The sequence below is a fragment of the Geodermatophilus sp. SYSU D01105 genome (assembly GCF_054050095.1).
On sequence record NZ_JBJGYR010000016.1, the window covers coordinates 106945 to 119437 of the forward strand.

The following is a 12493-nucleotide window of genomic DNA, read 5'->3' on the forward strand; positions in this document are numbered from 1 at the left end:
CAAGCGTGAAGACGGTGGAGCGCTCGCCGGTGTCCCGCGAGGCTGTCGTCGACGCCGCGCTGGCCCTGCTCGCCGAGGGCGGGCTCGACGCGGTCTCGTTCCGGCGGATCGCCGCGCGGCTGGGCGTCTCGGGGCCGACGCTCTACTGGCACGTGGAGAACAAGCGCCAGCTCATGGACCTCATGGCCGAGGAGCTCCTCCGGCGCAGCGGCCGGGCCTACGCGGGGCCCGACGAGGGCCAGCCGTGGTGGGAGTGGCTGCGCGCGGACGCCCGGCGGCTGTTCGAGGCGCTCACCACGACCCGGGACGCCCCCCGGGTGCTCGCCGGCAACCGGCCCAGCCCGGAGAACCTGCCCGGCATCGAGCGGGTGCTCGGCGTGCTCGTGGACGCCGGGCTCACCCCCGGCGAGGCCCAGCAGACGCTGTTCGCGATCGGCGCCTACGTCATCGGCAGCGCCATCGAGTGGCAGGCCGAGGCCGAGCGGGGGCGCAACCAGCCGCTGCCGGCCGCGGACGACGAGGAGCTGAACGACCTGCGGGCCGACCTGCTCGCCAGCCAGCCCGTCCTGCTCGCCGCCATCTCCGAGCTGCTCGAGCGCCCGCACTCGGCCGCGTTCGAGTTCGGCCTCGACCTCATCCTCGACGGCCTGCGCGCCCGCTACGCCCCCTGAGCGGCGGAGCTGCGCGCGGCGACCCGCCGGTCCTCCTCCGCTAGAGCGCCGCGCCGACCCGGTCGCCGTCCAGGGTGGCCGCCCCGGCCCGGCGCGGGGCGAGGCAGTCCCCGACCCGGTGCACCTCCAGGCCGCTGTCGCGCAGGGCGTGCCACAGCTCGTCGTCCGCCCGGGCGTGCGTGGCGACCACCACCCAGTCGGCGCGGCGCTGCTCCGCTCCGCCGGTCGGGTGGTGCAGCAGCCGCACGACCCGCCCCTCGACCCCCTGGACCACCAGGTCGGTGCTCTGCCGGATGCCCAGCTCGGCGGCCCGGCGCTGCCACCGCGGCCGGTCGAGGGTGAGCCCGAGGTCCTGCCCGACGACCATCGCCGCGGTGACGACCTCGACCGCGCAGCCGCGGGTGGCGAGCAACTCGGCGACCGACGGCGCGGCGGCGGCCCCGAGGTCGTCGAGGACGAGGACGTCACCGGCCGGGGACACCGCGCCGGTGAGCACCTCCCGGACGTCGACCACCCGCGCGCTGTCCCCCGCCCACGCGGGCCGGGCCGGCCGCGCCCCGGTCGCGAGGACGACGACGTCGGGAGCCCGCGCCCGGACGTCGTCGGCGGTCGCGCGCACGCCGGTGCGGACGTCGACCCCGGCCCGCGCGCACTCGGCGGCCAGGTCGTCGACGAGCGGCAGCAGCCCGTCCCGGCCCGGCGCGGACGCGGCGACCCGGATCGCGCCGCCGGTGCGCGGGTCCTGCTCCAGCAGGGTGACCGCGTGCCCGCGCTGCGCTGCGGTGGCTGCGGTCCGGAGCCCGGCCGGCCCGCCCCCGACCACCAGCACCCGGCGCCGGCGGGCCGGGACGGGCAGCGCGGCCTCCCGGCCGGCCCGCGGGTTGGCCACGCAGCCCAGCGGCCGGTTGAGCCCCACCCGGCCGACGCACTCCTGGTTGCAACCCAGGCAGCGGCGGATCTCACCGGCCCGCCCGGTGAGCGCCTTGGCGGCCCACTCGGGGTCGGCGACCTGCCCGCGGGCCACGCCGACCAGGTCGCAGTCACCGTCGGCGAGGGCCCGCTCGGCCTGCGCCGGGGTGAGGAACCGGCCGACCCCGATCACCGGGACGTCGGCCACCGCCCGGACCTGCGCACGGATCGCCGCGGCGACGTACCGGGCGTACCCGGGGGGCGTGGTCATCGGGGGGGCGACCCGCTCGAGGGTCGCGGTCGCGACGCCGACGGTGGTGCTCACGGAGTCGACCAGCCCCGCCGCGGCCAGCAGGCGGGCGACGGCTCCGGCGTCGGCGAGCGTCGTCCCGTCGTCCACCCCCTCCTCGCCGGCCAGTCGCACGCCGACGGCGCGACCGGGTCCGACCGCCTCGCGGACGGCGGTGAGCACCTCGACGAGGAAGCGGGCGCGGTGCTCCAGCGGGCCGCCGTAGCCGTCGGTGCGCCGGTTGGTCGCCGGGGACAGGAACTGGCGGACCAGCGAGGACTGGGAGGCCTGCACCTCCACGCCGTCGAAACCGGCGGCGGCGCAGCGGGCCGCGGTGTCGGCGTAGCCGGCGACCAGCCGGGCGAGGTCGGCGGCCGACGCCTCGCGCGGCACCTCGCCGAACAGCGGGTCGGGGACCGGGGACGGCGCGGTGACCGGCGCGCGGGTGTGGGTGGAGTCGGACTGGCCGCCGTTGTGGTTGAGCTGGGCGAACACCGGCACGCCGTGGGCGTGGACGGCGCCGGTGACCAGCCGCCAGCCGGGCAGGACGGCGTCGTCGTACCCGCGGACGAGCTCCTCGTAGGGCCGGTCGGCCGGGTCGACGGTCGACTCCTCGGTGACCACCAGCCCGGCGCCGCCGGCGGCCCGGGCCGCGTAGTACGCGGCGTGCCGGGCGGTGGGCAGCCCGTCGACGGCGAAGTTCGTCAGGTGGGCCGGGAAGACGACCCGGTTGGGCAGGGTGACCGGCCCGACGCGCAGGGGCGCCGCGAGCCGCTCGTACCGCACCGCCACCTCCTCCCGCCGCCGCGACCCTAGAGACTGCCGGGCATGGCCCCTCGACGCTGCCCCTGCGGAACCGGGCTCACCTACGACGAGTGCTGCGGCCGGCTGCACGCGGGCACCGCGACGGCGTCCACCGCCGAGCAGCTCATGCGCTCCCGGTACAGCGCCTTCGCCGTCGGCGACCCCGCCCACCTGCTGGCCACCTGGCACCCGACGACCCGCCCGCGGTCGCTGGAGCTCGACCCGGATGTCCGCTGGACCGGGCTGGACGTGCTCGGCACCACCGGCGGCGGGCTGTTCGCCGACGAGGGCACGGTCGAGTTCCGGGCCTGGTACCGGCACGCCGGCGAGACCGGCAGCCAGCACGAGGTCAGCCGGTTCGTGCGGGAGGGCGGCGCCTGGCGCTACCTCGACGCGCTCTGAACCAGGCTTCGGGCACGGCCGCGCAGGGCACTCCCCCGCCATGACTTCCGACGACACCCGCAAGGTCGCCGACCTGATCAAGGGGGAGCGCTTCGGCTTCCTCACCACGACCGCGCCCGACGGGAAGCTGACCAGCCGCCCCATGACCCTCCAGGAGGTGGAGTTCGACGGCGACCTGTGGTTCTTCGCCGAGCGGGGCAGTGAGTGGCTCACCCACATCGCGGCCGCTCCGCAGGTGAACGTCGGGATCGGGTCCGGCGGCACCTGGGTGTCGCTGACCGGGTACGCCGCGGTGGTCGACGACGTCGCCAAGAAGAAGGAGCTGTGGAACGGCGGCGTCGAGGCGTGGCTGCCGCAGGGTCCGGAGGACCCCTCCACCCTGCTGGTCAAGGTCGACGCCGACTCGGCGGAGTACTGGGACGCCCCCGGCGGCCGGCTGGCCACCGCGTTCAGTTTCGTCAAGGCCAAGGCGACCGGGCAGCGCATCGACGCCGGCGACAACGCGAAGGTCGACCTCTAGGGGCACGCTGCTCACAGGCGACTCCCAGCGGGGGCGGGCCCGGCGCCCAGGGCGCGGCGGGACGGTGGGGACACGTCCCCGTTGGAGGTGCCCCCGTGTTCACCGTCGCCGTCCTGCTCGTGTTCCTCGCCGCGCTCACGCTGGCCGACCTGCTGCCCGACCTCCTGCCGGAGGGGGGCCTCAGGTCGGCCGGCTGAGCAGCTCGACCGCCGCGCGCCGCCCCTCGAGCACGGCCTCGAGGACGGTCCGCGGCGTGACGGCGTCACCGGCCGCGAGGACCCCGGCCGGCACGTCGCCGGGCCGGCCCGGGCCGGCCTCGACGAGGACGGCGCACGGGATGCGGCTCTCCGCACCGGTCCACCGGTCGGCCAGCACCGCGGACCCGTCGGCCACGGCCCGCAGCACCGTCCCGGTGCGCCGGCGCACCCCCGCCCGCAGCAGCCGGGCGTTGGCGGGGGCCAGGTCCTCCCCCAGCCGCACGCCCACGACGTCGTGCGGGGTCACCACGGTGACCTCGCGCCCGCGGCCGGCGAGCAGCTCGGCCACCCCGGCGCCGGCCGGGCCCCCGGCGGGGTCGTGCACCACCACCGGGCCCGGCGGCAGGTCGGCCCCGGCGAGGACGTCGGCGGCGGTCAGCGCACCGGCGGCCGCCGGCGGCCCGGGCCGGGCGCCGGTGGCGACCAGGTCGGCCGCCGCGGTCTCCGCGGCCAGCTCCACGCGCACGTCCAGCCGCTCCACCTCGGCGACCAGCCAGCGGGTGAGGTCGGCGAACCGCTCCCGGCCGGGCAGCGCCGCCACCACCGCCAGCGCCCCGCCGAGCCGGTCGCCGCGCTCGACCAGCCGCACGTCGGCGCCGGCTCCGGCCAGCACCCGTGCCGCCTCCAGGCCGGCCGGCCCGCCGCCGGCCACGACCACCCGGCGCCCGGCGCCGTCCGGCGGCTCGGCGGGGTCCTCGGTCTCGTGGCCGCTGCGGGGGTCGGCCACGCAGCTGACCAGCGGGTTGCGGACGTCGCGCACCCGGCAGGCCTGGTTGCACAGAGTGCAGGGGCGCACCGGCACCCCGGCGCGGGTCTCGACCACCAGGTCCGCGTCGGCGATCTGCGCGCGGGTCATCTCGACGGCGTCGGCGGTCCCGCCCGCGAGCGCGGCCTCGGCCGCCCCGACGTCCACGACCGAGCCCTGCAGGACCACCGGGGTGCCGCCGGCCGCCGCCCGCACCGCGCGGGTGAGGTCGGCGTTGAACCCGGGCCGGACGTGCCCGTCGGGGCGGTAGGACGAGAGGGCCACCCCGCTGCCGCGGACGACGACGAGCAGGTCGAGCAGCGGCGCGAGCTCGGCGACGTACCCGGCGGCGGTGGCGGGCGTGATCCCGGCCCAGGGGGCACCCTCGTCGCAGGACAGCCGCAGCGCCACCACCCGGCCCGGTCCCAGCTCCGCCCGGACGGCGGCCGTCACCTCGCGCAGCAGCCGCAGCCGGTCGGCGCCGTACGCGTCGGAGCGGGTGTTGGTCAGCCCGGAGGCGAACTGGCGCAGCAGCGACCGCGGCCCGGCGTCGACCTCCACGCCGTCGACGCCGGCGGCGACGGCGGTCCGGGTGGCCGCGACGAAGCCGTCGACCAGGGCGTCGATCTCGGCGGGGCCCATCTCCGCCGGGACCTCGCGGGTGACGACGTCCGGCACGGGGGACGGCGCCCAGAGGGCGGACCGGGTGTGCGCGCTCGTCCCCTGCGCCCCGGTGTGCCCGAGACCGGCGAGGACCAGCGCGCCGGAGGGCCGGCAGGCGGCGACGACGGCGGCCCAGCCGGAGCCGCAGTCGGCGGCCAGCGGCGCCCGCTCGTAGGGGTGGTCGCTCTCGTGCACCGACGCGGTCTCGGTCACGACGACGCCGCAGCCGCCGCGGGCGCGGCGGGCGTAGTAGGCCACGTGCCGCTCCGACAGCGCCCGCCCGCGCCCGAGGTTGGTCACGTGCGGGCCGAACAGCACCCGGGAGGGCGCCGTCCGGCCGGCCAGGACCAGCGGTTCGAGCAGCCTCAGCGCAGGTCGAGCCCGGCCAGCGGGGACTCGTCGCAGGCCTTGGCGGGGATCGACGGCATGCCGAGCAGGGTCGGCTGGCCGCGGACCGGGCCGGTGTGCGAGTGGTCGACGGAGCTCTTCGGCACGACCGCCGCCCCGTCACGAGCGGCCAGCGCGCTCTCCCCGTGGCCCTGGACGCACTCGGGGTCGGGGCCGTCCAGCGGCAGGCCGGTGAAGAACTTGGCCGCCATGCAGCCGCCCCGGCAGGCGTCGAAGTGCGCGCACCTCGTGCACGCGCCGCCCGTCTGCGGGCTGCGCAGCTCGGCGAACAGGTCGGAGTGCTGCCACACCCGCTGGAAGCCGCCCTCGTCGCGGACGTTGCCGGCGAGGAACTGCTCGTGGATGGCGAACGGGCAGGCGTAGACGTCGCCCACGGGGTCGATCAGGCAGACCACCCGGCCGGCGCCGCAGAGGTTCAGGCCCGGCAGCGCCTGGCCGTAGGCCGACAGGTGGAAGAAGGAGTCGCCGGTCAGCACGCGGTCGCCGTTGGCCAGCAGCCAGGAGTACAGCTCGCGCTGCTGGGCCTGGGTGGGGTGCAGCTGGTCCCAGACGTCGGCGCCGCGGCCGGACGGGCGCAGCCGGGTGATCCGCAGCTGGGCGCCGTACCGGTCGGTGAGGGCCTTGAACTGGTCGAGCTGGCCGGCGTTCTCCCGGGTGACGACGACGGACACCTTGAAGTCGCGCATCCCGGCCTCGGCCAGGTTCTCCAGGGCCCGCACGGCGGTGGCGTACGACCCGCTGCCGCGGACGCGGTCGTTGACCTCGGCGGTCGCGCCGTCCAGGGAGATCTGGACGTCGACGTAGTCGGTCGCGGCCAGCTGCCGGGCGCGCTCGCGGTCGAGCTTGACGCCGTTGGTGGAGAACTTGACGCCGACGTGGTGGTCGATCGCGTAGTCGAGCAGGTGCCAGAAGTCCGGCCGCACGGTGGGCTCGCCGCCGCCGACGTTGACGTAGAAGACCTGCATCCGCTGCAGCTCGTCGATGACCGCCTCGGCCTCGGCGGTGGACAGCTCCCGCGGGTCCCGCCGGCCCGAGGAGGACAGGCAGTGCGCGCAGGCGAGGTTGCAGGCGTAGGTGAGCTCCCAGGTCAGGCAGATCGGCGCGTCGAGGCCGTACTCGAACTGGTCGATCAGCCGTCCGCCGGTCGGTCGGGGTGGGGCGGCGGGTCGGGACGGCAGGACGGCGGTCACCGCGGGGTCCCCTCGGCGTCGTGGAACGGAGCGGAGGGACGTCGTGGGGTGCTCATGCGGGTGCCTCCCGGAGCTCGATCATCTGCGAACGCGCCAGGTCGGCCAGCGCCCGGACGTAGGCCGGGCGCTGGCCCTCGGGGACCCCGCACGCGACCAGGGTCGCCTCGGCGCTGGGGTGGTCGGCGAGCGTCTCCACGACCGCGACCAGGGTCTTCGACTTGAGGAAGGAGAGCTTCCGGTTGCCGAAGTGGTAGACCAGCGCGCCGAACGGCTCGGGACGCAGCGCCACCGAGCGGGCCCGCCGCCAGGGCAGCGACGGGTCGAAGGCGGAGCCGGGCGGAGGACCCGGCGGCGGTGCGGCGCCGGCGTTCCCCATCGGCCCGGCCGGCGCCGCGACGGGGGCGTCGATCAGTACACCCCGCACATGCCGTCGATGGAGACCTCCTCGACGAGCGACTCCTCGACCAGCGCCTCCTCGGCGGCGGGCGCCACGCCCTCGGTGCGGTCGACCTGGGTCTCGGTGGGCTCGGGCACGGGGCCTCCCTGTGATCGTGGTCACGACGTGGGGTGGACGCTAGTGACACCGAGTGCCACGGGCAACACGGGTCACCGGCCGAGTCCGGAGAGGAGTTCGCGCGGGTCGAACGTCACCCGGATCGCGGCGATCCGGCCGTCGCGCACGCGGCTCCAGTTCACCGTCGGCGCGGCCGGTGCGACGCTGGTCTGCAGGTCGAACCAGGTGACGACGTCGTCGCCGTCGACCCACCGGCGTTGCACCGCGATCCCGGTGAGGACACGGCCCAGGCCCTGCAACCCCTGCAGGCAGGCCTCGACGCCGTCGGCGGTGCCGAGCGGTCCACGGAAGGTGACGTCGTCGGCGAGCACGGCGCGCAGCGCGTCGGCGTCCCCCTCCTGCCAGGCACGGAAGTAGGTCTCGGCCAGGGTGGCCGGGTCGGTGGCCATCGCTCCTCCTCGGTGGTCGGGTGGACACCTCGACCCTCGTGGCCGGAACCCCAGAAGTCCAACTCATCGTCCTTCTGGGGATGAGAAGATGGGCTCATGGAGCTGCGCCAGCTGGAGTACCTGGTGGCCGTCGCCGAGGAGGCGAGCTTCACGCGCGCCGCGGAACGGGTGCACATCAGCCAGTCCGGGGTGAGTGCGCAGATCCGGGCGTTGGAGCGGGAGCTGGGCGCCCGGCTGGTCGACCGCTCCACCCGTACGGCGACGATGACGGCGGCGGGGACCGCGGCCCTGGAGGGCGCCCGGGCCACCCTGGCCGCGGCGGCCGGACTGCGGCGCGCGGTGGACGACGTGACCGGCGTCGTCCGCGGCAGCCTGACCGTCGGCATGGTCGTCGGCTGCACCCTCACCCCGCTGTTCGAGGCGCTGGCCGGCTTCCACAGCGCCCACCCCGGGGTCGCGTTGCGGCTGGTGGAGGGCGACTCCGCGCGCCTGGTCGGCGACGTGCGCGCGGGCCGGGTCGACGTCGCGCTGGTGGGGGTCCTGTCGCTGCCCGAGGGGCTCGCGGCCACCACCGTGGTCAGCGAACCCCTCGTCGCCGCCGTCCCCACCGGGCACCCCCTGGCCGGTCGCGGCCGGGTGACGCTGGCCGACCTGGCCACCACCCCCCTCGTGTGCCTCCCGGTCGGCACCGGCGTGCGTGCGGTGTTCGACGAGGCGTGTGCGACCGCCGGCGTCCGGGTCGACGTCGTCCTGGAGGCCAGCTCGCCCGAGGCGGTCGCCGACCTGGCCGCCCGGGGCCTGGGGGCGGCGGTGCTCTCGGCCTCCATGCCGGCCGGGGACGCGCGGCTCGACGTCCTCGCCCTCGCCGACGCGACGGCCCCCGCGCTGCTGGCGTTCGTGTGGCGCCCCACGCCGGACCGGCCGCGCTCGGCGCTGCTGGACCGGGTGCACGCCGCGTTCGGGGTCCGCACGGCGGTGGCCTGACCCGGACGGGGCAGGCCGGCTCACCAGGCAGCGCGAACGGGGCCGGACGCGGCGCCGCGTGCCGCAAGATGGGACGCGTGACCGCGGTGGTGGGGGACGTCCGGGCCGACACCCGCGCCCGGATCGAGCGCGCCGCCCTGGACCTGTTCACCCGGGAGGGGTTCGAGCGGGTCACGGCGGACGAGATCGCGGAGGCTGCGGGGACCAGCCGGCGGACGTTCTTCCGCTGCTTCGCGACCAAGGCCGACGCGGTCTGGGGCGACTTCGCCTCCCACGTCCAGCGGCTGGACGACCTGCTGGCGGCCACCCACCCTGACCAGCCGGTGCTCTCCTCGATCTGCGCGGCCTACGTCGAGGTCAACGACTACGCCGCGGCCGAGCTGCCGATGCTCCGCCAGCGGATGGCGCTGATCCTGCGCGAGCCGGCGCTGCAGGCACACTCGCAGGTCCGCTACGCCGACGTCGACCGGGTGGTCGCCGAGCACGTCGCGCGGCGCACCGGTGACCGCCCCGGGGCGCTCCTCTCGCGGCTGGTCGCCACCACCACGCGCGCGGCGGCGACGACGGCGTTCGAGGTCTGGCTCGCCGACGGCACGACCACGCTCGCCGACGACCTGCACGCGGCGTTCGACCAGCTCATCACCGGCTTCCCGCCCCTGCGCACCGCCTGACGTCGCCGTTCCACGTGGAACGGCGGGCTGCCGCGGCGCGTGCCGGGGCAGCCCGCCGACGGGATCAGTCGTCCGGCTCGGCGTCCTTCGACGCCCTGGCGGCGTTGACCGGGTCGACGTCGTCGCCGTCCTCGCCCACGCAGGACTGGGTCATCACGTCGTGGTCCTCGTGGGTGAGGTCGTGGCAGTGGACCACGTACCGCCCGCGGTCCACGCGTGGTTGCACGCCGCACCGCTCAGTCGGCGAGCCACTCCTCGAGCCCGGCCAGCAGCCGGTCGACGTCGCGGTCGTCGGTGTAGGGGGCCAGGCCGACCCGGAGCCCGCCGGTGTCCCCCAGCCCGAGCCGGCGGGAGGCCTCGATGGCGTAGAAGGAGCCGGCCGGGGCGTTGACCCCGCGCCCGGCGAGGAACCGGTACGCGTCGGCGGCGTCGCGGCCGGCGAAGGTCATCAGCAGGGTGGGCGTCCGCCGGCGCGCCCGTGACCACACCGTCACCCCGGGCAGCCCGCGGACGCCGTCCTCGATGCGCTCGCGCAGCCGGTCCTCGTGCTCCTCCAGGGCCGCCATGCCGGCCTCGAGACGGGCGCGCCGGTCCCCCTCCGGCCCGCCGAGCGCGGCGAGGAAGTCGACCGCCGCGGTGGTGCCGGCCAGCAGCTCGTAGGGCAGGGTGCCCAGCTCGAACCGCTCGGGGACGGCGTCGGTGGAGGGCAGCAGCTTGTCCGGGCGCACGGTCTCCAGCAGGGCCGGCGCGGCGACCACGCAGCCGCAGTGCGGGCCGAGGAACTTGTACGGCGAGCAGGTGTAGAGGTCGGCACCGAGCGCCGCGACGTCCACCGCCACGTGCGCGGTGAGGTGCACGCCGTCGACGAAGGTGAGCGCTCCCGCCTCGTGCGCCAGCGCGCTGATGGCGGCGACGTCCGGCCGGGTGCCGATGAGGTTGGAGGCGCCGGTGACGGCCACCAGCCGGGTGCGGCCGGAGAGCACGGCGGCCACGGCCTCGGGGGCGAGCTCGCCGGTGTCCGGGTCGAAGTCCGCCCACCGGACGGTCGCGCCGCGCGCCCCGGCGGCCTGCACCCACGGCCGGACGTTGGCGTCGTGGTCCAGCCGGGTCACCACGACCTCGTCGCCCGGGCCCCAGCCGGCCGAGAGGGTGCGGGAGAGGTCGTAGGTGAGCTGGGTCGCGCTGCGCCCGAACACGACCCCGCCGGGGTCGCCGGCGACCAGGTCGGCGACCGCCCGCCGCGCCGCCAGGACGACGTCGTCCGCGGTGCGCTCGGCCCGGGTCACCCGCCCCCGGTTCGCGATCGGTGAGGTGAGGGTGTCGGCGACCGCCGCGGCCACCGAGTCGGGGACCTGCGAGCCGCCCGGGCCGTCGAAGTGGGCGGCCCCGGCGCGCAGGGCCGGGAAGCGGGCACGGACGGCGTCGACGTCATAGCTCACGCCCGCCAGCATGCCCAGGTCACCGGCGCGGGCCGCACCCGGGCGCCGGGTGTGCACCGCGGGCAGCGAGGTCAGCCGGCCGACGCGACGATCCGGTCGGGGCGGACGACGACCGTCGAGGCCCCGGCGCGGCGCAACCACGCGGTGAGGACGCCGTCGACGTCGGCCACCGCCACCTCGGCACCGCCCTGCGGCCGCACCGCCACCCGCCCGGGCGCGAGCAGCCGCAGCCGCGCCGTCCCCGGGCCCAGGACGTCGTCCAGGGGGCAGGTGCGCCCGCCGGCGCCGACCCGCGCACGCGGCAGCAGCGTCCCGGCCAGCCGCCGCCCGGCCCGGCCGCGGCGCGCCACGAGCGGCCCGCGGCGCAGCGGCGGGGTCCGGCTGTCGGTGGCCAACGCCGCGACCGACGGCAGGCGCGCCGCGACCGCGAGGACCCCGCGGCGGACGGTCGACGCGGCCGCGCCCCCGCCGGTCATCAGCCGGCCCACCAGCAGGGCCAGCCGCACCAGCGCGCGGGCGTGCGGCTCCCGCTCGGCCTGGTGCGTGTCGAGGAGCGCGTCGCCGGCCGAGCCGGTCAGCACCGCGGCCAGCTTCCAGGCCAGCTGGTGCACGTCGCGCAGGCCCAGCCCGAGCCCCTGACCGATGAACGGCGGGGTGAGGTGCGCGGCGTCACCGGCCAGCAGCACCCGCCCGTCGCGCCACCGGTCGGCCACCTGACCGCGGTAGACGTACTCGGCCACCCGCACCACCTCGGCGTCGGCCGCCCCGTACGCGCCCAGCAGCACCGGCAGCTGCGCGGTCAGCTCCCCGGGTGTCTCCCCCGGCCGCAGGCGGGACTCCCAGCGGTAGCGGTCCCCGGCGACCGGCATGAACGTGGCCGGCCGGACCGGGTCGCAGACCTGGTGCACCCCCGGCCAGACCGGCAGCGGCGACGCCGAGCGCAGGTCGGCCACCAGCCAGCGGTCGGCCGGCCCGAGGTCGCGCATGCGGGCCCCGACGAGCCGGCGGACGGTGCTGTTCGCCCCGTCGCAGCCGAGCACCGCCGCCGCGGCGACCGGCGCGGAGGTGCCCGCGGCGCGGTCGAGCACGGTCAGCGTCACCCGGCCGTCGTCCCGGACCAGGCCGGTGACCTCCGCCCCGAGGCGCAGCTCGACGCCCGGCGTCCCGCGCACCGCGGCGAGCAGCACGCGCTCGAGGTCGGGCTGGTGGAACATCGAGCCCTGCGGCCAGCCGTGCACGCCTGCACCGGCCGAGCGGCCGAACTCGGCCAGCGTGCGTCCCCGGCCGTCGAGCAGCCGCAGCCCGCTCATCGGCCGGCTCAGCCGCAGGAACTCGTCGGCGACCCCGGCGTCGGCCAGGGCACGCAGCGCCTCGTCGTCGAGGTGGACCGCCCGCGGGCCCCCGTACGGAGCCGGCTGCCGCTCCAGGACCAGCACCGCGAGCCCGCGGCGGGCCAGCAGCAGGGCGGCCGTGAGCCCCACGGGCCCGGCTCCGACGACCACCACGGGGTCTCCCGACACGGGCGCCACTCTCCCAGCGTGCGGGAGCCGGGGTAGCGGCAACGTTGCAGCGCCCTTC

Annotated in this window: 14 protein-coding genes; 5 read left to right on the forward strand and 9 right to left on the reverse strand. The window is 77.3% G+C overall.

The genetic code is table 11. The annotated features are described in order from the left end of the window. The first annotated feature begins 5 nt into the window (after positions 1–5). Positions 6–671, forward strand: a complete 666-nt coding sequence (locus tag ACI79I_RS16340) for a TetR/AcrR family transcriptional regulator C-terminal domain-containing protein (protein WP_456993371.1) — start codon at positions 6–8, stop codon at positions 669–671. A gap of 40 nt (positions 672–711) precedes the next feature. On the opposite strand, the gene ACI79I_RS16345 is transcribed toward ACI79I_RS16340, so the two are convergent. After that, on the reverse strand, positions 712–2655 hold the full coding sequence (locus tag ACI79I_RS16345; RefSeq protein WP_456993372.1) for a mycofactocin system FadH/OYE family oxidoreductase 2: 1944 nt from the start codon (positions 2653–2655) through the stop codon (positions 712–714). 42 nt (positions 2656–2697) lie between these two features. Here ACI79I_RS16345 and ACI79I_RS16350 point away from each other — a divergent pair, with 42 nt between their 5' ends. Together ACI79I_RS16350 and ACI79I_RS16355 are read left to right on the forward strand one after the other, a co-directional pair. After that, complete coding sequence (locus ACI79I_RS16350) at positions 2698–3075, forward strand: YchJ family protein (protein ID WP_456993373.1); 378 nt, start codon at positions 2698–2700, stop codon at positions 3073–3075. 40 nt (positions 3076–3115) lie between these two features. Continuing rightward, positions 3116–3595, forward strand: coding sequence for a pyridoxamine 5'-phosphate oxidase family protein (locus ACI79I_RS16355; protein WP_456993374.1), 480 nt, complete (start codon positions 3116–3118; stop codon positions 3593–3595). 180 nt (positions 3596–3775) lie between these two features. Here ACI79I_RS16355 and ACI79I_RS16360 read toward each other — a convergent pair whose 3' ends face one another. From ACI79I_RS16360 to ACI79I_RS16380, 5 genes are all read right to left on the reverse strand, one after another. Then, entirely contained in the window at positions 3776–5665 is a 1890-nt protein-coding gene (locus ACI79I_RS16360; protein ID WP_456993404.1) for a mycofactocin system FadH/OYE family oxidoreductase 1, read from the reverse strand. Further along, a complete protein-coding gene (mftC, locus tag ACI79I_RS16365) occupies positions 5626–6858 on the reverse strand; it encodes a mycofactocin radical SAM maturase (RefSeq protein ID WP_456993375.1) in 1233 nt (410 codons plus the stop codon). Before mftC ends, ACI79I_RS16360 begins: the two co-directional genes overlap by 40 nt. Before the next feature lie 52 nt (positions 6859–6910). Continuing rightward, the gene (mftB, locus tag ACI79I_RS16370; protein ID WP_456993376.1) at positions 6911–7282 is read right to left on the reverse strand and encodes a mycofactocin biosynthesis chaperone MftB; all 372 of its coding nucleotides are present in this window, start codon (positions 7280–7282) and stop codon (positions 6911–6913) included. Next, entirely contained in the window at positions 7267–7392 is a 126-nt protein-coding gene (gene mftA, locus ACI79I_RS16375) for a mycofactocin precursor MftA (protein WP_456993377.1), read from the reverse strand. Before mftA ends, mftB begins: the two co-directional genes overlap by 16 nt. A 72-nt stretch (positions 7393–7464) precedes the next feature. Continuing rightward, a complete protein-coding gene (locus ACI79I_RS16380) occupies positions 7465–7821 on the reverse strand; it encodes a nuclear transport factor 2 family protein (protein ID WP_456993378.1) in 357 nt (118 codons plus the stop codon). 96 nt (positions 7822–7917) lie between these two features. On the opposite strand from ACI79I_RS16380, the gene ACI79I_RS16385 reads away from it, so the two are divergent. Further along, positions 7918–8805, forward strand: coding sequence for a LysR family transcriptional regulator (locus ACI79I_RS16385; RefSeq protein ID WP_456993379.1), 888 nt, complete (start codon positions 7918–7920; stop codon positions 8803–8805). A gap of 77 nt (positions 8806–8882) precedes the next feature. After that, positions 8883–9476: a mycofactocin system transcriptional regulator gene (gene mftR / locus ACI79I_RS16390; RefSeq protein WP_456993380.1), complete on the forward strand. Its 594-nt coding sequence runs from the start codon at positions 8883–8885 to the stop codon at positions 9474–9476. A 64-nt stretch (positions 9477–9540) separates the two neighbouring features. Here mftR and ACI79I_RS16395 read toward each other — a convergent pair whose 3' ends face one another. The 3 genes from ACI79I_RS16395 to ACI79I_RS16405 all read right to left on the reverse strand — a co-directional run bounded on the left by ACI79I_RS16395 (position 9541) and on the right by ACI79I_RS16405 (position 12435). Beyond that, a complete protein-coding gene (locus tag ACI79I_RS16395) occupies positions 9541–9702 on the reverse strand; it encodes a hypothetical protein (RefSeq protein WP_456993381.1) in 162 nt (53 codons plus the stop codon). 10 nt (positions 9703–9712) lie between these two features. Continuing rightward, positions 9713–10915, reverse strand: coding sequence for a cysteine desulfurase-like protein (locus ACI79I_RS16400; RefSeq protein WP_456993382.1), 1203 nt, complete (start codon positions 10913–10915; stop codon positions 9713–9715). A gap of 71 nt (positions 10916–10986) precedes the next feature. Then, positions 10987–12435 (reverse strand): bifunctional 3-(3-hydroxy-phenyl)propionate/3-hydroxycinnamic acid hydroxylase, encoded by a 1449-nt coding sequence (locus ACI79I_RS16405; RefSeq protein ID WP_456993383.1) that lies wholly within the window; start codon positions 12433–12435, stop codon positions 10987–10989. Positions 12436–12493 lie beyond the last annotated feature (58 nt).